Below are 23,329 nucleotides of genomic sequence, written 5' to 3' on the forward strand. Positions count from 1 at the left end.
CGACAGTTTCCCGACTTCCGACATGACTGGACCTCCTTGACGACTCGCACGCCGCGCGTCTCATCTACCGTCGATGATAGCGCTAGGACTGTGGAACGTAGCTGAGCTCACCGGCGGACCGGGCGAGACTGGCCCGGAGCTGCGTGCGTGCGCGGTGGATACGCGAGCGTACCGTACCCATCTTCAGGCCGAGGGTGTCGGCGATCTCCTCGTAGGTCATGTCGAGCCCGTCGCACAGGATCACGGCGACCCGGAACTCCGGGCTGAGGTCGTCGAGGGCGCGCTCCAGGGCCGGGTCGAGGTTGTTCATCTCGAAGGCGCCCTCCGGGCCGACCCGGGTGCCCTCGACCCGGTCGTAGTCCTCCGGCAGCGCCTCCATGCGGATGGTCCCGCGGTGCCGCACCATGTCGAGGAAGAGGTTGGTGGTGATGCGGTGCAACCACCCTGAGAAGGTGCCCGGCCGGTAGGACTTCAGCGACCGGAACGCCCGCATGAACGTGTCCTGGGTGAGGTCCTCGGCGTCCTGCCGGTCACCGCTGAGCCGGTAGGCCAGCCGGTAGACGCTGTCCGCATGCTCCTCGACGAGTTCACTCCAGGACGGCATCGCGCCTTCGCCCCGGTCGAAGGCGCCGGTCACCCCGTCCGTTCCGGGGGCTGCTGCGGTGTTCATGGTTACCATCCTGACGCACGTCCATTACCTTTGTGTGCCCGGGCGCTTCGGGTTCGCTGTGAGTACCCGGCAGCAGAGGCTTTCGTCCTCAAAATATACCCGGCCGGCCCGCCGTGTGTAAAGGTGTCACTCACGCCACATCAAGCACAGTTTTCCCACGTGGGACGGCAAAAGTGCGCTGTCCTCCCGACTCGCCGGGGGCGGTCACCACATCAACTGCTCAGCACACCTACAGTTACACCCGTGAACGCAGAATCCCGCTCCGCCCTCGACGCCGTCCGCGACTACGTCAACAGCACAGCCGCCTCCGACGAGTCCCTCGACGCTGCCCGCGATTCAGCTGCTGAGTACGGGCTGCTCACCCCCGACGCCATGACCGGTGAGTTCCTCACCTTTCTGGCGGCGCAGATCACCACCCCGTCCCCCACGGCGGTGGTGATGTCCCCGGCCTTCGGGGTGATCGGCCTGCACCTCTTCGCCGGGTTCCCCGACAACGGACACGTCACCTGCATCGACCCGGAGGTCCAGCACCAGGCACTGGCGCGCAACGCCTTCTCCCTGGCCGGCATCCGGTCGAACGCCTACCGCTTCCTGCCGTCGGCCCCGCTGGTCGGCGTCTCACGCCTGGCCACCGACGCCTACGACATCATCGTCTCGCAGTCGATGACCGAGCACCTCACCGCCACGATCGACGCCGCCCTGCCCGTCCTCCGCCCCGGCGGCGTTCTGGTCCTGCTGGACTCACTGCTCGACGGCACCCTGGCCGACCCTGACCACACCGACCGGCAGACCCGCGCCGCCGGCGACGCCGAGGAGCACCTGCGTTCCCTCGACGGCGTCACCGTGGCCCGCCTGCCGCTGGGTGCCGGATGCACGGTCATCACCAAGCACGGCGCCTGACGGCCGGGAAATCACCGGAAGTCACCGGAAGTCACTGGAATTCACTGCCGACCGGCGGCGCCGGGGTCCGTGACGGTGGTATACAGGGATGACGTGAACCGCTACAGACCTGAACTACACGTCACCGCGGAAGTCGGCGTCCTCGAGGCACCTGCCGGAGCCCTGGGCCGGGGGGATTCCCTCCATGTCTTCCACCAGTTCCGGCCTCGACCCGATGCAGGGGCCCGCTGGGCCCACCAGGTCGCGTCGAGCATCCCCTACGGGTGGGACGTGTGCGACGACGTCCTCGTCCCACGGGACGACGAGATCGACTGTCTGGCGGGGTCGGCCGTGCCTCTGGGCGACGGAGTCGAACTGTTCTTCGTCACCACCACCCCCGTGGGCGACGTCGACCCCTCTGCCCTGCGGTCCAACGCGCTGCCCCACGGTCACCGTGGCGAGAGGTCCTTCAGCGTCCAGCGTGCGCGCATCGCCGACCTCGGGTCCGCCGTCGCCGAGGTCTCCGACGACCCCAGCGTGGTGTCCCCCTTCGTCGAACGCCTCGGCCCGGTGGACATCGACGACTCCGCCCACCCCGTGCACGACCTGGCCACGCCGTCGGTCGTCCGACGCGGCGAGGAGTGGATCATGGTCGCCCTGGACCTGGTCGACGACGTCGACGCCCGCATCGTGGTGCTGGAGTCAGCCGACCGGCAGTCCTGGACTGTCCGCGGGGCCCTGGAGTTCACCGGTGAATCCGTTCCCCGGGGTCGGCCGTACGCCCCCCGTCTGACCCGGATGACCGACCTGGGCACCGGCGAGGAGCAGGACGTCCTGTTCATCACCTTCCCCGACGACGGCAGCGCCGGCGACAGTCACGCCGGCGACGACGCCACGTCACCCCGGGACCGGGAGACCACCGGCTACATCGTCGGCCAGCTCGAGGGGAGCACGTTCCGGACCTCGACGAGTTTCCAGTTGCTCGACCACGGCCACGACTTCACCCGGCCACGGCTGGTCCACGGCAGCCGCCCGGTCCTCTCCGGGCTCGTCGGCGCCTACCCCCACAGCGACTCCACGGACGAGCCTGCCACCTGGGCCAACTGCCTGTCGGTGCCGAGGTTCCTCAGCCTGAGGGACGGCCACCTGTACCAGGACGTCATCGGTCTTCCCACCGCCGTGCGGTCCTACACCGACCGTGCCGCGGTCTACACCGCCCAGCTCGACGTCGAGACAGGGACCGCCACAGTCGACCTGCTGGACAGGGACGGCGGTGTACTCGTCAGCGTCGCACACTCCGGCGGCGAGGTGTCGGTGACCAGGGACGGTGACACCCGGGTCGCACCGCTCACCGACGGGGACAGTGACACGCTGACCATCTTCGTCGACGGCCCGGTCTGCGAGGTCTTCGCCGACGGCGGCCTGGTGTCGCTGACCACGGCCCTCACCGGCCCACGCGCCTTCGACAGGTTCTCGGTGCGGGCCACCGGCGGGGCCCGGGTCCTGTCGGCGATGGAGTCGCTGGGGCGTCAGCTCCAGCGCCAGCTCGCCCACCTTGACGACCCCGCCGAGCAGGAGAAGCTCATCCGGGAGGCGGTCCTGGCCGACCGGGACCTCGCCGCGGGCATCGACCCCGGCGAGTGACCCCCTGCGGGTGGCCCCGGCCGGTGGCCCCGGCCGGTGGGCCCGGGCCGGTCCTGCCCCCCTCAGCCCAGGCCGGGATCTCGACGCAGGCGGGTGATCGCCGCCCTGGCGGTGACCGTCATCGTCTCCGGCAGCGCGGCGATCCGCTCCGCCAGCACGGTCGGGTGAATGTGACGCGCGGAGGGGCTCATGCCGATCTGGGCGGCGATCGAGGCCTGGTCCAGCGTCATCTCGAACTCCACGCTCTCCGGCTCCCCCACCGGCACCAGGTGGCCCGACGCCTGGGCGATCATCCGCTCCACCTTGCCCTCCTCGACATCGATGATGCCCAGAGGTTCACGGAGTTCCGCCAGGTGGCCCGCGTCCGCGGTGAGCACGACGACCTGTCCCTCCGGGGACAGCACCCGGGCGAACTCGGCGGCGTTACGGGGGGCGAAGATCACCGTCACCGCGTCGACCACCCCGTCGCGCAGCGGAAGACGCGACCATGCGTCGGCGACGACCGCCCCGATGTTGCGGTGGCACGAGGCCAGCCGCTTCGCCGCGGGCACGGACACGTCGATGCCCACGCCACGGGAGTTCTCGATCGAGTCGAGGGTGTGGGAGAGGTAGTAGCCGGTACCGGCCCCGATCTCCACGATCGCCGGGCGTGCGTCGTCCTCCACACCGGCGTCGTCGAGGGCCCTGCCCACGTGGTCGGTGATCGCCTCGACGAAGCGGGCGAAGTGCCCACCGGAGAGGAAGGTCTCCCGCGCCTGGATCATTTCGGCGTCGTCACCGGTGTAGCGCAGGCCTGCACCACCGGCGAGGGTGACGTAGCCCTGACGCGCCACGTCGTAGTTGTGACCGGATTCGGACACCAGGGTCTTCCACGCGTCGTCACCGGCGCGCAACGGGGTGCCGTCCACCGGGTCGGCGAGAAGGTCGATGACATCAGAGAGCACGGGTGCGGGGTCTCCCCTCGGTAGTGGAACGAAGAAGAGCCGGGACGGCTACTTCCGGAACCACTCTACAAGAGTGCGGGCCGCGAAACCCGTGCTGCCCCGGCCCATGTCACCGTGCACGGAGTCCGACCACGACGGCCCCGTCGTGTCCAGGACCGTGCAGGGTACGCCGTCGGCGAAACGGCGAAGGTACATCGCCGCGGTCAGTGCACCGGGCCCCTCCGGGGCGACCGTGAGGTCGGCGTCCCGGGCACTGACGTTCTTCTCCAGGTACGACGGTGCGGGCAGCGGCCACCACCGCTCCCCGACCTTCGCCCCGCGCAACGTCACGCGCCGGACAGCCTGCTCGTCACCGCTGACCGCTCCGGTCAGTTCACCGAGCGCGGTCTTCGAGGCCGTGGACACCGGCCCCACCACCACGACCCGTCGGGGCCGGTGACGCTGGACGCCCCAGGCCACGGCGTCCGCCAGCGCCAGTCGGCGGCAGATCTCCGCCCGTGCGACAGCGCTGCCCACCGCCGGCACCTGGGAGGTGGTCCCGTCGACGTGCTCGACGACCGCCCGGGCCCGCCCCGGCACGGACACGGGTGGACTGTAACCGTGCACCGGCACCAGTCCGACGACCTTGCGGGGCCCCTTCAGCTCCGCCAGGGCCCGGATCACCGCCGGCACCGGCGCCCCGCCGACCAACAGGACGTCCGGCCTGTCGTCGGTGAGGTCACCCTCGGCGGCGGCCGGGTCCCAGAACATCTCGACAAAACCGACCTCGTCCTCGCCGGCGGGGTCGTTGACCCCGGCTCCCGCGGTGGCGGTGGCCAGGATGCCGCCGAAGCCCTTGCGCTGCAGCCATCCCCGGCCGTGGGTCTTGACCCGGGTCCCCGGCACGTCACCGAGGACCGCCTTGGCCTTGCGCCGCCACCACACCGACGTCGCCGTCGGGACGGGGACGGCGTTGATGTCCCTGGCCAGCACGGTGGCAGCCCCCAGGACACGGCCCCGGTGCACGGCGTCGTCCGCGCGCTGGACCACGGCGTCATCGGTCAGGTCACTGAGGTCGAGGTGGACCGAGCGCACGTCGGTGGCGGGGTCCTTCCTGCTGACCACCAGGTGCCGACCACCCAGGACGACGCCCTGGCAGAGGTTGCGCAGGTTGTGCACGGTGGTGCCCTCCGGCACCCGGATCTGCACGGTGTGCCGCTTAGACCGTACCGGGTGGCCGTCGACGAGTGCGCCGAGCCGGCGGACCAGTACCGCCGCGGCCGCCCGCCAACCGTCCTCGGCGAGCCGGGGCTCCTCGGCGAGCTCCGCCAGGTCCGTCAACGGGGACGCCGTGTCCGGGACCCGGACCTCCCACACCCCGTCGTCGGCCAGGTCCGCGCGGGGTTCGGCGGCCGTGTCGCCGGCCGATGCACGGACGACCCTGCAGTCGATGACGTCACTGCCGGTCACGGTGTCTCCCACCGTGATCTCGGGTACCGGACGGGGTAGATTCGGGATCTTCTTCACTGTGCCCTCTCCTGCTGTTCACGGTGCCCACCGGTGACCCCGTCCTGTGGCTCGTCCTGTGGCTCGTCCGACATCTCGCCCTCACCCCGTGCCGCGCCCCGCCGAGCCCCGCGGGTGCGCCCCGGCGCCGGCGGCTCACGGTCGAAGACCGTCAGCACCAGGTAGACCAGGACGAGGCCCACCAGCAGTGACGCGATGACGGTGATGAGCAGATACATGGGTGCCGAGAATACCCGAACTACCGGTTGCCGGCGCCGTCAGCGGGCACGTCAGCGGTGCCGGGGCCGTCACCGCCCGACATCCGTCCCGCCTGCTTCTCCAGGTTCTCCAGCTCCCGGAGGAGCTGGCTGCGCCGCTCCTCGAGCTCCTCGACCTGCCCCTGGTGGGCTGCCACACAGTACGCGACGGCCTCCTCCGGGGAATCGGTGAGCAGGAACAGGTCCGGGTCCCCCTCGGAGACCATCCCCTCCTCGACCAGACGCGTGGTGATCCAGTCGACCAGGCCACGCCAGAAGTCGCAGCCCAGCAGGACGATCGGGAACTGCCGGACCTTGCCGGTCTGCACCATCACCAGGGCCTCGAAGAGCTCGTCGAGCGTGCCGTACCCCCCGGGCAGGCAGATGAAGGCCTGCGCGTACTTCAGGAACATCGTCTTGCGGACGAAGAAGTAGCGGAAGTTCAGGCCGAGGTTCACCCACGAGTTCAGGCCCTGCTCGTGGGGCAGTTCGATGCCCAGCCCCACGGACAGTCCGCCGCTCTCGGCGGCGCCCCGGTTCGGTGCCTCCATCAGCCCGGGGCCGCCCCCGGTGATCACCGCGTACCCGGCCTCCTTGAGCCGCTGGCCGAGCTCCCGACCCATCTCGTAGTAGGGGTGGTCCTCCTTCACCCGGGCGGACCCCCACACGGTGACGGCCTTGGGCAGTTCAGCCAAGGCACCGAACCCCTCGACGAACTCCGACTGGATGCGCATCACCCGCCACGGGTCGGCGTGCAGCCAGTCGGTGTTGGGCTGCTCGTCCAGCAGCCGCTGGTCCGTGGTGGACCGCGGGTAAGGGGTGCCCGGGTACACGCCGTCGATGCCGCGTCTCATCACCGGCCCCTGGTAGGTGAAGGGTCGGGGGTCATTGTCAGCCATTGCACGTCACCGCGCCTTCCGTGTCAGGTAGTCGGTCAACTGGGCACTCACGGTCTCGATCATCTCCACCGGGCAGTTCTCCTGCGGGGTGTGGCACAGACCCGGGTCCCCGGGCCCGAAGTTCACCGCCGGGATCCCCAGGGAGGAGAAACGGGAGACGTCCGTCCAACCGAACTTGGCGCGGACGTTACCCCCGGTGGCCTCCACCAGTGCCGCCGCGGCAGGCTGATGGAGACCCGGCAGTGCTCCGGGGGCGAGGTCGTCGACCTCGACGCTGAAGCCCTCGACCGGGTCGTCGGGTATGCCGACCCCCAGGACCCCGAGGGTGTGGTCGAGGGCCTCCTCGGCCGTGCGGTCCGGGGCGAACCGGAAGTTCACGAACATCCAGGCCTCGTCCGGGACGGTGTTCGTCGCCACCCCCGCCTCCAGGTGGACCACGTTGAGCCCCTCCCGGTAGAGGCAGCCGTCGATGTCGACGTCGCGGGGACGGTAGGCACCCACCCTGGCGATCACCGGGGAGAGCCGGTGGACAGCGTTGTCGCCGAGCCAGGCCCGGGCAGAGTGGGCACGGGTGCCGTGGGCGGTCACCCGCACCCGCAGCGTCCCCTGGCAGCCCGCCTCGATCACGGCACCGGAGGGTTCCCCCAGCAGAGCCACGTCGCCGGTGAGCCAGTCCGGGTGTGACTCCACCAGGTGGCCGAGACCGTTGTACCGGGTCGCCACCTCCTCACCCTCGTAGAGCACCAGGGTGAGGTCGTGGGCGAGTCGGGGGTCGCCGGCCAGGGTCGCGAAGGCGTGGATGTACACGGCGTCCCCGGACTTCATGTCCACCGACCCGAGACCGTGGATGCTGTCGCGGCCCGCCTCGTCCGGCCGCCGCGACGACGGCAGGTTCCCGGCAGGCGGGACGGTGTCGATGTGACCAGCGAGGATCACCCGCGTGGGCAGGCCACGGTGGGTCCGTGCCACCAGGGTGTTGCCGTGACGGTCGACGGTGACGTGCGGGTGGTCCGCGCGCAGTCCCTCGAGCGCGGTGTGGAGAGCGTCGGCGATGGCCTCCTCCTCATGCGACCGGCTCGGGACGTCGACCAGTGTGCGGGTCAGCTCCACCGGGTCCGCCGAGAGGTCGGCGGTGGTCAGTGGCACGGTCGGCGCGGCGGTGGTCTCCGGAGCAGTGCCGGACGACGGGGAGGACGGGGAGGACGGGGTGGAGGACGCGGGATTCATCATCGTGGCACTCACTCTAGTGGGCTATGGACTCGGCCGCCGGACGAGTGTGCGAGAATCCCGGAGTATGAGCACTCAGCACAGCGACACCCCCGCAGGTTCCCGGGGTGCGGCACCGACCGAGGCCGGTAACCGGGATCTCGGACACAGCCTCAAGGTCCGGCACCTGACGATGATGGGGCTGGGTTCCGCCATCGGCGCGGGTCTCTTCCTCGGTACCGGTGTGGGCATCAGGGCCGCGGGGCCGGCGGTCCTGCTGTCCTACGTCGTCGCCGGTGTGATCGTCGTCTTCGTCATGCGCATGCTCGGCGAACTCGCCGCGGCACGACCGGCGTCGGGCACCTTCGCGACCTACGCGAAGATGGCGCTGGGCCCCTGGGCCGGATTCGCCACAGGCTGGCTGTACTGGTTCATGCTGATCATGGTGATGGGTGCGGAGATCACCGGGGCCGGCGCCATCATGGGCAACTGGTTCGGGGTCGAGGGGTGGATCCCGGGCCTGCTCTGCGTGATCCTGTTCACCGTGGTGAACCTGTTCGCGGTCCGCGGCTTCGGCGAGTTCGAGTACTGGTTCTCCTTCGTCAAGGTCGCCGTCATCATCTTCTTCCTCGTCGTGGGTGCGCTGCTGATCTTCGGGCTGCTGCCCGGCCACGAGCCGGTCGGCGCGGACAACTTCTCCCCGTTCGCCCCGAACGGTGTCTCGGGCATTGCCGCGGGACTGCTGGCCGTGGCCTTCGCCTTCGGCGGCATCGAGATCGTCACCATCGCCGCCGCCGAGTCCGAGAAGCCCAGCGAGGCGATCACCGCGGCGGTGCGTGCGGTGGTCTGGCGTATCTCGCTGTTCTACCTCGGCTCGGTGCTGGTGATCACCGCCCTGCTGAACTTCACCACCCTCGACGACGCGCAGGGCGCCGCCGACTCCCCCTTCACCCGGGTGCTGGCGATGGCCGACATCCCCGGCGTGGTCGGGTTCATGGAGGTCATCATCGTCCTGGCGCTGCTCTCTGCGTTCAACGCGCAGATCTACGCGACCTCCCGCCTGACCTTCTCCTTCTCCCACCAGGGCAACGCGCCCCGGATCTTCCGGAGGGTCTCCTCCCAGAAGGTCCCGACCGCCGCGGTGATCTGCTCACTGGTCTTCGCCTTCATCTCGGTGGGTCTGCAGGTGTGGGGCCCGGACAACCTGATCAACATCCTCTTCAACGCCGTCGGCGGCTGCCTGCTGGTGATCTGGTTCATCATCGTGCTCAGCGAGCTGAAGCTCCGTCCGCAGCTCGAGGCCGAGGGCAGCCTCAAGGTGCGCATGTGGGCCTGGCCCACCTTGCCGATCGTCACACTGGTGGCGCTGGTGGGCCTGGCCGTGCTCATGCTGTTCGACGAGACCGCCCGTGACCAGGTGGTCACCGTGGCCGTGGCGTTCACCGCGATGAGCCTGCTGGGGCTGTACGTCACCCGCCACCACGCACGCACGGTGGCGGCGGAGGGCAACGGGAACCACGGCTAGGCCGGACCGCCACGTCCCCCGTGGCACTCCGGTGTGCGGCAGGTAGACTGGCTCACCATGACTGCCGCGTATGGAACCGGAATTGCGACCCTGACCGCCGACGACACCGTCCTCGACGTGTGGTACCCCGAGTTCGGACTCGGGGAGGCCCCGTCCTCCCCCACGGACCTGTCCCACCTCGAGGGTGAGGACGCCGACCGCGGTGTGCGTCTCGCCGTGGTGCACACCGTCATCACCGACCTGGACGACGCCCCCGTCGACACCGCCGACGTCTACCTGCGTCTCCACCTGATCTCCGGTCGCGAGCTCCGCCCCCACGGATGCAACCTGGACGGCATCTTCGGCAAGCTGGCCAATGTCGTCTGGACGAACTTCGGCCCCTGTGCCGTCGAGGGTTTCGAGGCCACGCGCGCCCGGCTGAGCCGACGTGGCCGGGTGACGGTCCTCTCCGTCGACAAGTTCCCCCGGATGGTCGACTACGTCGTCCCCACCGGCGTGCGCATCGGTGACGCTGACCGGGTCCGTCTAGGGGCCCACCTCGCCGAGGGCACCACCGTGATGCACGAGGGCTTCGTGAACTTCAACGCCGGCACTCTGGGGTCCTCGATGGTCGAGGGCCGGATCTCCGGCGGCGTCGTCGTCGGTGACGGTTCCGACGTCGGCGGCGGCGCCTCGATCATGGGTACCCTGTCCGGTGGCGGCAAGGCCGTGATCTCCGTCGGCCGGCGTTGCCTGCTCGGCGCGAACTCCGGGCTGGGCATCTCCCTCGGCGACGACTGCGTCGTCGAGGCCGGCCTGTACGTCACTTTCGGCACCAAGGCCGTGGTCTCCGGCGCCGTCGCCGAGGCGGTCGGCGCCCGCGACGGTGACACGGTGAAGGCCTCCGAACTCTCCGGGGTCTCCAACGTGCTGTTCCGCCGCAACTCGGTCACCGGTGCCGTCGAGGCCGTCGCCCGCACCACGGGCACGGTGGAGCTGAACGAGGACCTCCACAAGAACTGACCGGTCCGCCGGCCTCGGCCTCCCCTCTCCGCTCTCCCTCTCTCCTCTCCTTCTCTCCCCCAGAAAGCTCTCCTCCCATGGGACACCCCGCAGCCTCACCTGCCCACCCCGTCCACACCCCGCCCGCCGCACGATGAGCCGGGCGGCACGGACGCTCCTGCGCCTGAGTCTCCGCGGTCTCCGGGCCCACCGGGCCCGGCTGGTCCTCACGATCCTCGCGGTGGCCCTGTCCACCGCCTTCATCGCCGGGACCGCCCTGCTCTCCTCGGCGCTCAGCGAGTCCGTCGACAGGCTCACCGCTTCCGACTACAGTCACGCCGACGTGGTCGTCCGCCCCGCCGACGGCCACCGCGTGATCCCCGACCGGGTCCGGGACCGGATCGTCGACCATCCACTGGTCGACCGTGTCACCGTCGACGACCGCCGCAGCGTGGTCCTCAGCCGTGGCCCGTCCGCTGACGGACTGACGGTGGACACCGGCGGCATGCCCGTACGTCCGACACCCTTCTACGACGCCGACCACGCCCTGGACCCGGGGACCCGGCTGGTCGCCGGGTCCCCGCCGTCCCCCGGCGAGGTCGTGCTCACCGCCTCCGCCGCCGAGAGCACCGGACTCTCCGTCGGAGACACGGTGACCGTCACCGGACCGGCCGAGGGGCTGACCCTCACCGTCAGCGGCCTGTCCGCCGGCAGCGATGACGGCACCGGGGCGATCGGACTGTCACTGGACACCGGCGACTACCGGGAGACCTTCGCCCCCGACGGCCCACCCGGGCTGGCGCTGCGCACCACACCCGGCACCGCCGCCGAGACAGCGGCGACGGCCCTGGAGGAGGAGCTCTCCGGCACACCCGACCACCCCGCACTGTCGGTGCGCACCGCCGCCGAGGTGGAGGAGGCCGACTCGGCCGTCCTGGACACCGGTGTCGGGTACCTGCGCTACATCCTCGGCGCCTTCGGTGTGATCGCCCTGGTCGTGGCGATGTTCATCATCGCCAACACCTTCGCCATGACCGTGGGTCAGCGCCTCCGCGACTACGCCCTGCTGCGGGCGTTGGGGATGTCCGCCCGTCAGGTCTCGACCTCGGTGCTGTGTGAGGCGCTGGTCACCGGTGGCTTCGGTTCGGCGTTGGGTGTCGCCGCCGGTCTCGGGCTGGTGACCGCAGGTACGCGGCTCGTGCCCGACACCGGTCCCCTCACAGCGGAGGTTCCCGCCGGCGACCCCACCCTGCTGGCCACCGCGGTCCTGCTGCCCTGGATCGTCGGCACGGTGACGACGGTCCTCGCCGCATGGGGACCGGCCGGTCGGGCCGCATCCGTTCCACCGGCCGGGACCGCCCCCGCGGCCGCCACGGGGACAGGGTCCGCACTACGTCGCCGGAGTCTGTCCGGGGCGGTGACCGGCCTCACCGGTGCCGCTGCCGCTACTGCTGCGGCACTGGACCCCGGATGGGGCACCCCTGCCAGGGCCGCCGCCTGCGGCGCCGGGGTCCTCCTGGCACTGACCGGGGTGTACCTCGTCTCCCCCGCCGTCTCCCGGGTCGTGCTGCCGCCGCTGGGACGACTGTTCAGCCTCCCCCTGGGGCGTTCCTTCCGTACCGCCGGGGCGCTGGCGGTACGCACCACACGCCGCGCACCGCGTCGGACGGCCGGCACGGCGTTCGCACTTACCCTAGGGATGTGCCTGGTCACCGTGACCGGCATGGCCGGTGCGTCGACGGTGGCCTCACTGCGTCAGGCCGTCGACACCGAGGTCTCCGCGGACCTGGTCGTCGCCGCCCCCGGCGGCGCCGTCGACGTACCTGTCCCCGGCAGCACCGTCGACGAGGTCCGTGAGGAGCCCGGGGTCGGCGCCACCTTCACCCTCGGCAAGGCCCTCGCCGTCGTCGGCGACGACCCGCAGCAGGGCCTGCCCCTGGTGACCGTCAGCAACGGGGACCCGTCGGACGTCCTGGACGTCGGCGAGAAGCGTGGCGACCTGGACATCGGCACCGACGACGGGATCACCATGTCGTCCTCCTACGCCGCCGCACACGGCTGGGAGATCGGCGATCCGGTCCCTGTCGCAGCACAGGGACAGGGGCGGGCGGTCGAGCTGCCCCTGACCGGTACCTACGGCCACTCCAGGATCCTCGGCGACGTCGTCATCGGCGCCAGCGCCTTCTGGCGGCTGGCCCCTGGGGCCCAGGGCGGCACCGGTCACCGGGTGATGGCGCTGCTCGTCGACGGTGACGGCACCCGGTCACAGGAACAGCTCGCCGAAGGGTTGGACGGTCTGCTCGGCGACAGTGCGGAGGTCACGGTCCAGACTCCTGCGGAGTTCGCCGGGGAGCAGTCGGTGCTCGTGGAGAGGATCGTCCTGGCGCTCTACGCACTGACCGCCCTGGCCGTGCTCGTGGCGGTGATGGGGGTGGTCAACACCCTCGCACTGTCGGTGGTGGAACGCCGCCGCGAGATCGGCATGCTCCGGGCGGTCGGCATGGGCCGGGCCCAGGTGCGCCGCATGGTCGTGGTGGAGTCGCTGCAGACCACGGTCTACGGCGCGGCACTCGGCACTCTCCTGGGACTCGGGGCGGGGTGGGCGCTCCTGGGAGTCCTGTCGGACGTGGGCCTCTCCACCCTGGCCGTGCCATGGGGGCTGGTGGCGGGGGTTCTGGTGGCCTCGGTTCCTCTCGGCGTCCTCGCCGCGCTGGCACCGGCAGTGCGGGCGGCCCGGATCCCCCCGCTCCAGGCGTCCCAGCCGTAGTGCCGGGAACTGTGGGCTGGACCTAGTCCAGCCCGCCGGCGAGCCGTCTGGCGGCGGTGACGATCTGCATGTCCGTGGCCGTCAGCCCGATGCGCACATGCTCGGCGCCGGACGGGCCGTAGAAGTCGCCGGGTGCGACGAGGATGCCCAGTCGCGCGAGCCGGTCGACGGTCTCACGGCAGGACCGTCCCTCCGACGCCCACAGGTAGAGCCCGCCCTCGGAGTCGTCGATGCGCAGGCCGGCGGCCTCCACGGCGGCGGACAGCACTTCACGACGCCTACGGTAGCTCTCCTTCTGCAGGGTCTCCTGGTCGTCGTCGTCGAGGGCGGCCACACTGGCCGCCTGGATCGGGCCCGGCATCATCAGGCCGGCGTTCTTGCGCACGCTGAGCAGCTCGGCGATCAGCGCCGGATCTCCGGCGAGGAAACCGGACCGGTAGGACGCCAGGTTCGAGGTCTTCGACAGGGAGTGCACCGCGACGAGGTTGGTGTGGTCCCCGTCGCAGACCCGGGGGTCCAGGACCGACACCGGGGACTCCCCGTCTGACCATCCCAGGCCGAGGTAGCACTCGTCGGAGACGACCACGACGTCACGGTCCCGCGCATAGGCGACGACCTTGCGGAGGTGGTCGACCCCCAGGACCCTGCCGTGCGGGTTCGCCGGGGAGTTGATGAAGATCAGTGACGGTGTGTCCGGACCCAGCTTCACCAGCGAGTCACTGCGCACGGCCGTCGCCCCGGCGAGACGGGCACCCACCTCGTAGGTCGGGTAGGCCAGCTCCGGGATCACCACGGTCTGCCCCGGCGTCACACCGAGCAGGAACGGCAGCCAGGCGATCGCCTCCTTGGTGCCCACCACCGGCAGGACGGCGTCCTCCGCCACCCCGGTGACGCCGAAGCGTCGACCCAGTGCGGCGACGATCGCCCGACGCAGCTCGGGCGTGCCCGCGGTCTGCGGGTAGCCCGGTGCCGCGGCGTTCTCGGCGAGCGCCAGCTGAACCGACGGGGCGACCTCGTCGACCGGGGTGCCCACCGACAGGTCCACGATCCCCTCCGGGTGCTCCGACGCCACCTTCTTCGCACCGGACAGCGAGTCCCACGGGAAATCGGGGAGTTCAGTGGACAGGGTGCGACGGGTATGGCGGGGCATGGGGTTCATCCTCAACAACGGTAGCGCCGGCACAGGGCCGGGAGTGGGGCCGGACGGGATCTCAGTCCTGGTTCTGCGGCGGGAGGTTCCGGATCCCCTCCACGTCGAAGTCCTGCGGGCCGAGCTTCGCCGCTCCACCCGGGTCGCCGAGCTCGTCGAAGAAGGCGACGTTGTAGTCGAAGTAGTCCTCCCACTCGTCGGGGAGGTCGTCCTCGTAGAAGATCGCCTCGACCGGGCAGACCGGCTCACAGGCGCCGCAGTCCACGCATTCGTCCGGGTGAATGTACAGCGCCCGCTTGCCCTCGTAGATGCAGTCGACGGGGCATTCTTCCACGCACGCCCGGTCCATCACGTCCACACACGGCTGCGCGATCACGTAGGTCATCTGGTTGTCACCTTCTGGAGTTCGTCACTGTCTGGGTTCTCAAGTTGTCCACCGTCCGCCCCGTGGTCACCGGGGCGGCCGGTCACTGTGCAGTCCACCTGCACCGCAGTTGCCGCCGGTCAACGGTCGTCAACGGTCGTCACCGCCCGTCACCTTCCGTCGCCGCTGTGATCTTCTCACTTCAACCGCAGTAATGCCCAACCGCCGCCGGCCGCCCCCAGCGGGAGGAGCAGCAGGGCCCACACCGTCCCGGGGAGGACCGTGTCTCCCCCGAGCCCGGGGAGCACCGGCCAGAACAGCAGCAGCGCGTATCCGGCCAGCCACACCCACAACGGGGCGGCGGCGATCCGCCGGTCGTCGGTCCACAGCAGGGCCGTCTTCACCAGCACGTGGTTGAACCACGGGGCGGCGAGTACCGGCCACGGGAAGGGTACGGAGACATCACCGACGGTGATCCTCGAGCCCAGGTACAGGGCCGACAGCAGAATCGCCACCAGCGCCCCGACGCAGAGCCAGATGATGCCGGCGACGCGCTCCGCACGCGAGGTGTCCCGACGGACCTGCGAACGTTCCGGGTCACCCCAGTGCGGCTCGGCACCGGGATCCACGGCAGTCGTCTCGTCAGATGACATCAGGTCACCTCCCTTCGGCAAACAGACAGTCTAGTCTGTCCGCCGTCTCCGGCGACAACCCGCCCTGCCCGGGGAACTCCCGACCCAGCGTGTAGCTCTCCGAGTCGAGCAGGGGCTGCGCGATGAGGTTGGACAGGCAGAAGGCCACACGCCCGGCCGAGTAGCGGGGCCGGTCATTCACGTCGGATACCGAGCCGTCCGCGACCCACAACTGCGTCGCGTGGGCTGCCATGGCACGGCGCTTGGCGTCGACGTCGCGGTCGTCGCCCTCGACACGGGCGTCCACCACCCCGGCGGGCACCGTCGCCAATTCGCCGGGCTCCGGGAAACGCCATCCCTCCGGCGGCCCGCCGGCGGCGGCGAGCTCCTCCAGCCCGGCCACCACACGCTCGCGTTCCTGTGCGGTCCAGTAGATCCGTGCCGGCGCCCACCGGCCCTCCGCCACCGCCCGCGTGGCGGCACGGTGGGTGATCTCGTGGGCACGGATGTGGTCGGGGTGCCCGTACCCGCCGTCAGGCCCGTAGGTGACCACGACATGGGGTCGCAGCTCGTCGAAGAGTGCGCCGAGCTGGTCCACGGCGGTGTCACCCGAGTTCACGAAGGCCCGGGGATGCTCCGCCGCCGGGGTCCCCGCCATGCCGGAGTCACGCCACCTGCCCGCCCCGCCGAGGAACACCGGGCGCCCGGCACCCAGTTCGGTGAGCGCACGCTGCAGTTCAGCGATACGGTAGCCGCCGAGCATGTCCCTCTCCGCGGCGACCAGGCTGGCGTACTTGTCGCCGATGACCTCGCCCTCCTCACCGAGGGTGCAGGTCACCACGGTCGCCTCGGCGCCGCGGCGGATCCAGTTGGCCAGCGCCAGCCCACCCCAGATCGACTCGTCGTCGGGGTGCGCGTGGACCGCGACGATCCGCAGTCTCGAGAGGTCGCCGTGCCCGTACTTGTCATTCATCGTCGTTCTCCCCGGTCGTGTCGGTCTCGGTACCTCCGTCGGCGTCCCGGTCACCGACGCGGTACCATTCCGCGACGGTGACGAAGGGACCCGACCTCTCCCCCACGGGCCAGGAGGCGATCCGCCCGGAAGGGCCGGCCAGCGCGGCCGAGCGGCCCACCACGACCCGGTCACCGATCAGCGGCAGGGACAGCGCCTGCCCGGAGAGGTAGTCGCTGATCTCACTGTCTGAACCGCCGAGCAGGAGCTCGTCCAGGTCCGGGTCGCAGAAACCGGAGATGTTGGACGCCCGGGCGTTCGGCGCCGCAGGTTCCCCGTCCGTCGCCGTGTCAGACGCCGCGTCCGATTCCGTGCCCGAGGCCGTCGTGTCCGGCTCCGTGTCCGTCGCGGTGTCCGTCTCGGTGTCCGTCTCGATGTCCGGGCCGCTCTCCGCTTCCGTGGACACCTCCGACTCGGTCGGGAGCTGCTGGGACGGGGAGCGCTGCGGACGGTCCGCCTCGTCGCAGGAGAAACCGCTGCGCAGGTCGGTCCGGGTACGCTCCCGGTCCTGCCACGCCACCACCGCGTCGACGTCGCCCCGGGGCAGGAACGCCGAGTACAGGTCGGAGGCCGTCGGTGTGACCACCGTCGCGGGGACCCCAGCGGAGACCAGCTGGTCGACGACTCGACGGGCGGCCTCGACGGCCTCGTCGTCCAGCGTGTCGGCGGCGATCCGCAGGGGATTGGACCGTGTCGCACCGATGATGCCGGAGGCACCGTCGGACTCCCCGCTCCCCCGGAACGCGCCGGCCCCGCCCTCAGGCGCGACGGCGTCCGGGTCCCCGGAGACCAGTCGTGCCACCTTGTCGGCGTCGACGGTGGACAACAGGGCCCTGCGGGCCTCGGCCGACGCCAGGCGTCCGGCGGCGACGTTCGGGACCAGGTCCAGCCGGGTGTCCAGGTCCACCGTGGTGGAACCGACGGCCGGAAGGCTGCCCACGGCCTCGGCGGTGACGGCACCACTGCGTGTCGTGAGCATCTGGAACTGCCCGGCCCGCAGCATCTGGGTCGAGGTGTCCACGTCCCCGGACTCCGAGAAGACCACCCGGTCGGTCCGGGCCGGCGAGGAGCCCCAGTACCTGGTGTTGCGCTCCAGGACGAGGTTCCCCCGCCCCGGGTCGAACTGGCGCACGGTGTAGACACCGCCGGAGGCCGCGGGCAGGGCGCCCAGGGCCGTGGTGAAGTTGCGGCCCTCGGACCCGTAGATGTGACTGGGCAACAGGTGCGCGAAGAGGTCCCGCCAGTCCTGCTGGGGGCGGGAGAACGTGACCGTGACCGTGGTTCCCCCGGCGGACACCGCAAGATCGCCGATGTCGGCGTAACCGGCGTTGTCCGTGGTGCCGGGCATGGTCATCACCTGCTGCCACAGGTAGTGGAAGTCTGAGCCGCTGATCGGTGAGCCGTCCGACCACTGGGCCTCGTGGGCGAGCGTGTAGCGGACCTTGGTGGGCGCGTCTTCCTCACCGGCCAGCACGTCGACGGAGTCCAGCAGGTCGGAGTTCAGCTCGGTCCGGCGTCCGTCCTCGCCGAGGGTGAACGCACTGGGCATGGTCAGGTCGGCCACAGTGGAGGTCAGCATGGACCGCGAGCCCACCAGATGGGGGTTGAGGTCCGCCGGTATCCGGTCGACCCCGACCGAGATCGTGCGCAGTTCCTCGGGAACACCCGCGGAGCCGTTGTCCCCGTGGCCGCCGGAGCTGCCCCGCTGCTCCTCGCCCGCCTCCTCGGCGTCGTCGACGGTGGGGGCGTCGCCCGGATCAGCCTGACACGCCGACAGCACCAGGCCGCAGGCAGTGGCGACCGAGGCGACCGCGATGGCGGACGACGGACACCGCCGGAACCTGTTGAACTGCTTCACCTGGCGACGGCTCCTCATGATCCGGGCTGCTGGAGGGTTCGACCTACTTGTTGCGGGCCTTCATGCGCGACAGCGCACGTGCACGCTCCGTGGCGCTGAGGATCACCTTGCGCACCCGGATGTTCTCCGGGGTGACCTCGACGCACTCGTCCTGGCCACAGAACTCCATGGCCTCGTCGAGCGTCAGGTTACGGGCCTTGGCGAGAGTCACCGTGGCGTCGGCGGTGGCCGAGCGCATGTTGGTGAGCTTCTTCTCCTTGGTGATGTTGATGTCCATGTCCTCGTCGCGGTTGTTCTGGCCGACGACCATGCCCTCGTAGGTCTGGGTGCCGGGCTCGACGAAGAAGTCACCGCGGTCCGCCAACTGGGTCAGCGCGTAGGCGGTGATCTGACCGGTGCGGTCGGAGACCAGCGAACCGTTGGGACGGCCCTTGATCTCGCCGGCCCACTCCTCGTAACCGGCCGAGTAGTGGTTGGCGATACCGGTCCCGCGGGTCTCGGTCATGAAGATGGTGCGGAAGCCGATGAGGCCGCGGGACGGGACCGTGAAGTTCATCCGGATCCAGCCGGTGCCGGTGTTGTCCATGCCCTCCATGCGGCCCTTGCGGGCGGCCATGAGCTGGGTGACGGCACCGAGGTGCTCCTCCGGCACGTCGATGATCATGTGCTCGTAGGGCTCCTGGAGCTTGCCGTCGACGGTACGGGTGACGACCTGCGGCTTACCGACGGTCAGCTCGAAGCCTTCACGGCGCATCGTCTCCACCAGCACGGACAGCGCCATCTCGCCACGGCCCTGGACCTCCCAGGCGTCCGGACGCTCGGTGGGCAGGACGCGGATCGAGACGTTGCCGATCAGCTCCTGGTCCAGGCGCGCCTTGACGACACGGGCGGTGAGCTTGTCGCCGCCGCCACGGCCCGCCATCGGCGAGGTGTTCACACCGATGGTCATCGAGATGGCGGGCTCGTCGACGGTGATACGCGGCAGGGCGACGGGGTGCTCGGGGTCGGCGAGGGTGTCGCCGATCATGATGTCCTCGATACCCGAGACCGCGGCGATGTCACCGGCGATGACCTCGTCGGCCGGGACGCGGGAGACACCGACGGTACGCAGCAGCTCGGCGATCTTGGCGGTCTTGGTGTGCTCGACCCCGTCGGAGTCGTAGTGGATCCAGGAGACCTGCTGGCCCTTGCGGATCGTGCCGGCGAAGACGCGGATCAGACCGATACGGCCCAGGAATGAGCTGGAGTCCAGGTTGGTCACGTGGGCCTGCAGCGGCGCGTCGATGTCGGCGGAGGGCTCGGGCAGCACGTCGTAGAGGACGTCGAACAGCGCCTGGAGGTCCTCGGCGTCCGGCACGTTGCCGTTGCCCGGGTTCTCGGTCGAGGCCTTGCCTGCACGGCCGGAGGCGTAGAGCACGGGCAGGTCCAGCAGTGTCTCGGCGGCGGCCGCGGCCTCCTCGTCGTCGAGGGCCGAGGCGAGCTCGAGCAGCAGGTCCTGTGCCTCGGTGACGACCTCGTCGATACGGGCGTCGGGCCGGTCGGTCTTGTTGACGCAGATCATCACCGGCATCTTGGCCTCGAGGGCCTTACCCAGCACGAAACGGGTCTGGGGCAGCGGCCCCTCGGAGGCGGCGACCAGCAGGACGACTCCGTCGACCATCGACAGGGCACGCTCGACCTCGCCACCGAAGTCCGCGTGACCGGGAGTGTCGATGACGTTGATGACCAGGTCACCGCCGTCCTTGCCCTTGCCCGCACGGCGGATCGCCGTGTTCTTGGCCAGGATGGTGATGCCCTTTTCCTTCTCCAGGTCCCCCGAATCCATGACACGGTCCTCGACCTCGCCGTGGGCATCGAACACCCCGGACTGACGCAGCATGGCGTCGACGAGGGTGGTCTTGCCGTGGTCAACGTGGGCGACGATGGCGACATTACGGAATTCAGTCAGTGACACAGATCCTTCAGCTTCCTAATTGGGAGTCAGTCGTGGTCGGGGACCCGGGGCCTCTCTCAGGCCCCTCGGGGGACGACGACGTTCCAGGTTACTCGACTGATGGCCATTTTTTCTCATCGGCGCAATTCTTGCCGGGTGAACGCCTCTCACTGGTATGGTACCCCAAAGAGAACCTTGGCCCCGTATGTTACTCATGTTACTGTTGGGGCGAATGTGACGTTTGATGCGCTCGTGGCGTTCTGATTGACGACACGATTCACCACCACCGAGAGGCCGACAGTGCTTTCCCAGTTCACCCGAACCACGCGCCCCGCCCGGACCGGACGACCGACCCGCCGCGTCGTCCGGGCCTGCACCGCCGTGCTCACCGCGGTCGCCGTCTCCACCGGCGCGTCCCTGGCAGCGGCGCCCGCCGCCCACTCCGCACCCGTGCTGCCCGGACTGCCGGACCTGCCGATCGACAACCTCGGGCGCCCCTCCCCCGAACTGCTCAGGCAGATCGAGGACTTCGCCAACAACCCGGACGTCCCCGAGAACGTCAGCGGCATCCTCAAGCGCGTCGTCGGCTTCTTCCGCGGGGACGGCGAGCCCGGCGTCGGCATCCCGGAGAACGGTCCCGGATTCACCCAGTTCGGCTGGCCCACGCTCGCGCAGAACTGCATCGGCGGCACCAGCAACGCCGTCGGCATGGCGATGGGCGTCCCCGGTCCCGCCGAACTCCCCCTGCCCGGCGTCCCCCGCGGCCACGTCTCCTTCGTCTTCACCGCCCTGGGCACCGGTCCTGTCGCCGAGCACCAGAAGACCGGCATGCGCGTGCACTGGGTCAACATCAACAACGGCCGGATCGGCCAGACCGAACTCGGCTACGGCGGCATCAACCCCGAGGGGCCCGCCACCGTCAACGGCCTGGCGGACACCGGCCCCGGCCACGTCCTGGCACTGCTGGAAGGCGGCGTGACCACCGACGAAGAGGGCGCCCAGGGCAACTGCACCTTCCTGCCGACCGCCGGGATCTTCAACGTCCGCTGACCCCACTGCCCCATGAGCGGCCTGCACCGACCCAAGACCGAGACCTTCGACGTCCCGGAACGCGTCAACACCGACCCGAAGGGTTTCCGCCGGCGGGTGGAGCGCTGGGAACAGCGTGACGGCATGCTCTACATGGCCCGGCAGGCGGACCACCCGCGGTTCGGCTATCTCGAGAGCTGGCTGATCCCCGACCTCGACCTGCGGGTCAACCGGTTCCATTTCCGGGAGGGCCACGGCGGCCGGTTCCCCGGCCAGGACCTCTACGTCGACATCGCCCTCGTCGAGGACGCCGGACCCCACTGGCGCACCACCGACCTCTACGTGGACCTGGTCACCTACACCGGGGGCCGGTGGGAGGTACTCGACCTCGAGGAGCTCGGCGACGCGCTCACCGCCGGATACCTCGACGTCCCCACGGCCACACGGGCCCTGGGATCCTCCCAACGGCTCATCGACGGCATGCTCGACGCCGGCGGAGTGGAGGACTGGCTGCGGTCCCGGGGGCACCCGCTCACCTGGGCCACAGGTGTCGAGTACGCCGCCCCGGAAGACCCGTGACCCCTGCGTGAGCACTACGTGAACTTCCACTGACGCCGCAGGTCACTGCCAGGGTCCTCCAAGAACCCGGCCGTAGATTGAATGTCAGAGCCACCGCACAGGTGGCCGGCAGGCACGGAAGCGACCGGAAGGACACCTCGTATACGGCAGCTGAGCATTCTCCTCTTGAAACGTCAGCAGTCAACCTCCGACCCACAGGGCCGGGGGTTAACTGTGTGCGCCGACACTGCCGACCCCTCCCAGGAGGACGACACGGCGACGGCACGCGGGCTACTTCAGGATCTGGCGGCCCATCACCATGCGGCAGACCTGGTTGGTGCCCTCGTAGATCTGGGTGATCTTCGCGTCGCGCATCATCCGCTCGACCGGGAAGTCGCGGGTGTAGCCGTAGCCGCCCAGAAGCTGCACCGCGTCGGTGGTGACCTGCATCGCGATGTCCGAGGCGAAGGTCTTGGAGCCGGCGGCCATCAGCCCCAGCTTCTCGCCGCCCTCAGCCTCGCCACGCTCGGCGTTGGACGCCGCGGTGTAGATCATCAGCCGTGCGGCGTCGATCTTCATCTTCATGTCGGCGAGCATGAACTGGGTGCTCTGGAACGCCGCGATGGGCTTGCCGAACTGCTTGCGCTCCTTGACGTACTCCACGGCGGCGTCGAAGGCGCCCTGCGCGATACCCAGGGCCTGTGCACCGATCGTCGGACGGGTGTGGTCCAGGGTGGCCAGCGCCGTCTTGAACCCGGTGCCCTCCTCGCCGATGATCCGGTCGCCCGGGATGCGGCAGTCCTCGAAGTACAGCTCCGCCGTGGGGGATCCCTTGATGCCCAGCTTGTGCTCCAGACCGCCGACCCGGAACCCGGGGTCGTCCTTGTGCACCATGAACGCCGAGATGCCGTTCGCGCCGGCCTCCGGGTCGGTCACCGCCATCACGGTGTACCAGGTGGAACGCCCACCGTTGGTGATGAAGCACTTGGACCCGTTGAGAACCCACTCGTCACCGTCACGGACGGCCTTGGTCTTCATGCCGCCGGCGTCCGAGCCCGCCTCCCGCTCGGTCAGGGCGTAGGACGCCATGGCACCGTTGGCGATGTCCGGCAGCACCTTCTGCTTGAGCTCCTCGGAGCCGGACAGGATCAGCCCCATCGTGCCGAGCTTGTTCACCGCCGGGATCAGCGAGGAGGCACCGCACACGCGGGCGACCTCCTCGATGACGATCACCGCGGCCAACGAGTCGCCACCCTGCCCGCCGTAGGCCTCACCGACGTGGATCGCGTTGAAGCCACTGTCGTTGAGCGCCTTCAGCGCCTCCTCCGGGAAGCGCTCGTCCTCGTCGACGGCGGCGGCGTACGGAGCGATCTCCTGCTCCGACAGGCCGCGGATGCTGTCACGGAGCTCGCGGTACTCGTCCGGCAGCTGGAAGAGGTCAAAATCAGGGTTGAAAGCCATGAACGTTCAGTCTCCTGGGGAAAATCGTTGGAAGTGCTCGCACCGGACGATACCCGTCGACGATGCGCCTGTACC

The 23,329-nt window shown here is 69.9% G+C and carries 20 protein-coding genes; 7 read left to right on the forward strand and 13 right to left on the reverse strand.

Annotation, left to right across the window (positions count from 1 at the left end; translation table 11 throughout):
• Positions 1-82 precede the first annotated feature (82 nt).
• Positions 83-679, reverse strand: a complete 597-nt coding sequence (gene sigE / locus Q0A34_RS04720; protein WP_291478857.1) for an RNA polymerase sigma factor SigE — start codon at positions 677-679, stop codon at positions 83-85.
• Positions 680-913: 234 nt separating this feature from the next.
• Here sigE and Q0A34_RS04725 point away from each other — a divergent pair, with 234 nt between their 5' ends.
• Together Q0A34_RS04725 and Q0A34_RS04730 are read left to right on the forward strand one after the other, a co-directional pair.
• On the forward strand, positions 914-1,570 hold the full coding sequence (locus Q0A34_RS04725; protein WP_291478858.1) for an O-methyltransferase: 657 nt from the start codon (positions 914-916) through the stop codon (positions 1,568-1,570).
• A 93-nt stretch (positions 1,571-1,663) separates the two neighbouring features.
• Positions 1,664-3,193 (forward strand): GH32 C-terminal domain-containing protein, encoded by a 1,530-nt coding sequence (locus tag Q0A34_RS04730; RefSeq protein WP_291478859.1) that lies wholly within the window; start codon positions 1,664-1,666, stop codon positions 3,191-3,193.
• A 62-nt stretch (positions 3,194-3,255) separates the two neighbouring features.
• Here the strand turns inward: Q0A34_RS04730 and Q0A34_RS04735 are convergent, their stop codons facing one another.
• Genes Q0A34_RS04735 through dapE form a run of 5 tightly spaced genes read right to left on the reverse strand, consistent with a single transcriptional unit; the run spans position 3,256 to position 8,005 of the window.
• The gene (locus Q0A34_RS04735) at positions 3,256-4,137 is read right to left on the reverse strand and encodes a methyltransferase domain-containing protein (RefSeq protein ID WP_291478860.1); all 882 of its coding nucleotides are present in this window, start codon (positions 4,135-4,137) and stop codon (positions 3,256-3,258) included.
• Positions 4,138-4,185: 48 nt separating this feature from the next.
• Positions 4,186-5,643: an aminopeptidase gene (locus Q0A34_RS04740; RefSeq protein WP_291478861.1), complete on the reverse strand. Its 1,458-nt coding sequence runs from the start codon at positions 5,641-5,643 to the stop codon at positions 4,186-4,188.
• Positions 5,640-5,861, reverse strand: coding sequence for a hypothetical protein (locus Q0A34_RS04745; protein WP_291478862.1), 222 nt, complete (start codon positions 5,859-5,861; stop codon positions 5,640-5,642). The genes Q0A34_RS04740 and Q0A34_RS04745 overlap by 4 nt, the downstream gene beginning before the upstream one ends.
• A 20-nt stretch (positions 5,862-5,881) precedes the next feature.
• Positions 5,882-6,733, reverse strand: a complete 852-nt coding sequence (locus Q0A34_RS04750; RefSeq protein WP_291478893.1) for a TIGR00730 family Rossman fold protein — start codon at positions 6,731-6,733, stop codon at positions 5,882-5,884.
• Positions 6,734-6,784: 51 nt separating this feature from the next.
• Entirely contained in the window at positions 6,785-8,005 is a 1,221-nt protein-coding gene (dapE, locus tag Q0A34_RS04755; protein WP_291478863.1) for a succinyl-diaminopimelate desuccinylase, read from the reverse strand.
• 67 nt (positions 8,006-8,072) lie between these two features.
• Between dapE and Q0A34_RS04760 the strand changes: the two genes are divergently transcribed.
• The 3 genes from Q0A34_RS04760 (at position 8,073) to Q0A34_RS04770 (ending at position 13,257) form a co-directional block, all read left to right on the forward strand.
• The gene (locus tag Q0A34_RS04760; protein ID WP_291478864.1) at positions 8,073-9,509 is read left to right on the forward strand and encodes an amino acid permease; all 1,437 of its coding nucleotides are present in this window, start codon (positions 8,073-8,075) and stop codon (positions 9,507-9,509) included.
• A gap of 57 nt (positions 9,510-9,566) precedes the next feature.
• Positions 9,567-10,511, forward strand: a complete 945-nt coding sequence (dapD, locus tag Q0A34_RS04765; RefSeq protein ID WP_291478865.1) for a 2,3,4,5-tetrahydropyridine-2,6-dicarboxylate N-succinyltransferase — start codon at positions 9,567-9,569, stop codon at positions 10,509-10,511.
• Between the two features lie 133 nt (positions 10,512-10,644).
• Positions 10,645-13,257, forward strand: a complete 2,613-nt coding sequence (locus Q0A34_RS04770) for an ABC transporter permease (RefSeq protein ID WP_291478866.1) — start codon at positions 10,645-10,647, stop codon at positions 13,255-13,257.
• A 22-nt stretch (positions 13,258-13,279) separates the two neighbouring features.
• Here the strand turns inward: Q0A34_RS04770 and dapC are convergent, their stop codons facing one another.
• The 6 genes from dapC to typA form a co-directional block, all read right to left on the reverse strand.
• Positions 13,280-14,407, reverse strand: coding sequence for a succinyldiaminopimelate transaminase (gene dapC / locus Q0A34_RS04775; RefSeq protein WP_291478867.1), 1,128 nt, complete (start codon positions 14,405-14,407; stop codon positions 13,280-13,282).
• 61 nt (positions 14,408-14,468) lie between these two features.
• Positions 14,469-14,792 carry a ferredoxin gene (gene fdxA / locus Q0A34_RS04780; RefSeq protein WP_291478868.1) on the reverse strand — a complete coding sequence of 108 codons (324 nt, stop codon included), beginning with the start codon at positions 14,790-14,792 and terminating at the stop codon, positions 14,469-14,471.
• A gap of 176 nt (positions 14,793-14,968) precedes the next feature.
• On the reverse strand, positions 14,969-15,424 hold the full coding sequence (locus Q0A34_RS04785; RefSeq protein ID WP_291478869.1) for a hypothetical protein: 456 nt from the start codon (positions 15,422-15,424) through the stop codon (positions 14,969-14,971).
• 4 nt (positions 15,425-15,428) lie between these two features.
• Complete coding sequence (mshB, locus tag Q0A34_RS04790) at positions 15,429-16,376, reverse strand: N-acetyl-1-D-myo-inositol-2-amino-2-deoxy-alpha-D-glucopyranoside deacetylase (RefSeq protein ID WP_291478870.1); 948 nt, start codon at positions 16,374-16,376, stop codon at positions 15,429-15,431.
• On the reverse strand, positions 16,369-18,273 hold the full coding sequence (locus tag Q0A34_RS04795) for an ABC transporter substrate-binding protein (RefSeq protein WP_291478871.1): 1,905 nt from the start codon (positions 18,271-18,273) through the stop codon (positions 16,369-16,371). Before Q0A34_RS04795 ends, mshB begins: the two co-directional genes overlap by 8 nt.
• A gap of 43 nt (positions 18,274-18,316) precedes the next feature.
• Positions 18,317-20,227 (reverse strand): translational GTPase TypA, encoded by a 1,911-nt coding sequence (gene typA, locus Q0A34_RS04800; protein ID WP_291478872.1) that lies wholly within the window; start codon positions 20,225-20,227, stop codon positions 18,317-18,319.
• A gap of 243 nt (positions 20,228-20,470) precedes the next feature.
• Between typA and Q0A34_RS04805 the strand changes: the two genes are divergently transcribed.
• Both Q0A34_RS04805 and Q0A34_RS04810 read left to right on the forward strand, forming a co-directional pair.
• Positions 20,471-21,256: a hypothetical protein gene (locus Q0A34_RS04805; protein ID WP_363316429.1), complete on the forward strand. Its 786-nt coding sequence runs from the start codon at positions 20,471-20,473 to the stop codon at positions 21,254-21,256.
• A gap of 12 nt (positions 21,257-21,268) precedes the next feature.
• Positions 21,269-21,814, forward strand: a complete 546-nt coding sequence (locus Q0A34_RS04810; RefSeq protein WP_291478873.1) for a DUF402 domain-containing protein — start codon at positions 21,269-21,271, stop codon at positions 21,812-21,814.
• A gap of 270 nt (positions 21,815-22,084) precedes the next feature.
• On the opposite strand, the gene Q0A34_RS04815 is transcribed toward Q0A34_RS04810, so the two are convergent.
• On the reverse strand, positions 22,085-23,254 hold the full coding sequence (locus Q0A34_RS04815; RefSeq protein WP_291478874.1) for an acyl-CoA dehydrogenase family protein: 1,170 nt from the start codon (positions 23,252-23,254) through the stop codon (positions 22,085-22,087).
• Positions 23,255-23,329 lie beyond the last annotated feature (75 nt).

Origin of the sequence: Corynebacterium sp. (assembly GCF_022712195.1) — a bacterium.
Lineage (GTDB): Bacteria > Actinomycetota > Actinomycetes > Mycobacteriales > Mycobacteriaceae > Corynebacterium.

Excerpts from the sequence above, each read along its gene's own strand:
- sigE (WP_291478857.1), bottom strand. The coding sequence starts at position 679 with ATGGTAACCATGAACACCGCAGCAGCCCCCGGAACGGACGGGGTGACC.
- Q0A34_RS04745 (WP_291478862.1), bottom strand. The coding sequence starts at position 5,861 with ATGTATCTGCTCATCACCGTCATCGCGTCACTGCTGGTGGGCCTCGTC.
- Q0A34_RS04750 (WP_291478893.1), bottom strand. The coding sequence starts at position 6,733 with ATGAGACGCGGCATCGACGGCGTGTACCCGGGCACCCCTTACCCGCGG.
- dapE (WP_291478863.1), bottom strand. The coding sequence starts at position 8,005 with ATGAATCCCGCGTCCTCCACCCCGTCCTCCCCGTCCTCCCCGTCGTCC.
- Q0A34_RS04760 (WP_291478864.1), top strand. The coding sequence starts at position 8,073 with ATGAGCACTCAGCACAGCGACACCCCCGCAGGTTCCCGGGGTGCGGCA.
- dapD (WP_291478865.1), top strand. The coding sequence starts at position 9,567 with ATGACTGCCGCGTATGGAACCGGAATTGCGACCCTGACCGCCGACGAC.
- Q0A34_RS04770 (WP_291478866.1), top strand. The coding sequence starts at position 10,645 with ATGAGCCGGGCGGCACGGACGCTCCTGCGCCTGAGTCTCCGCGGTCTC.
- dapC (WP_291478867.1), bottom strand. The coding sequence starts at position 14,407 with ATGCCCCGCCATACCCGTCGCACCCTGTCCACTGAACTCCCCGATTTC.
- fdxA (WP_291478868.1), bottom strand. The coding sequence starts at position 14,792 with ATGACCTACGTGATCGCGCAGCCGTGTGTGGACGTGATGGACCGGGCG.
- Q0A34_RS04785 (WP_291478869.1), bottom strand. The coding sequence starts at position 15,424 with ATGTCATCTGACGAGACGACTGCCGTGGATCCCGGTGCCGAGCCGCAC.
- mshB (WP_291478870.1), bottom strand. The coding sequence starts at position 16,376 with ATGAATGACAAGTACGGGCACGGCGACCTCTCGAGACTGCGGATCGTC.
- Q0A34_RS04810 (WP_291478873.1), top strand. The coding sequence starts at position 21,269 with ATGAGCGGCCTGCACCGACCCAAGACCGAGACCTTCGACGTCCCGGAA.
- Q0A34_RS04815 (WP_291478874.1), bottom strand. The coding sequence starts at position 23,254 with ATGGCTTTCAACCCTGATTTTGACCTCTTCCAGCTGCCGGACGAGTAC.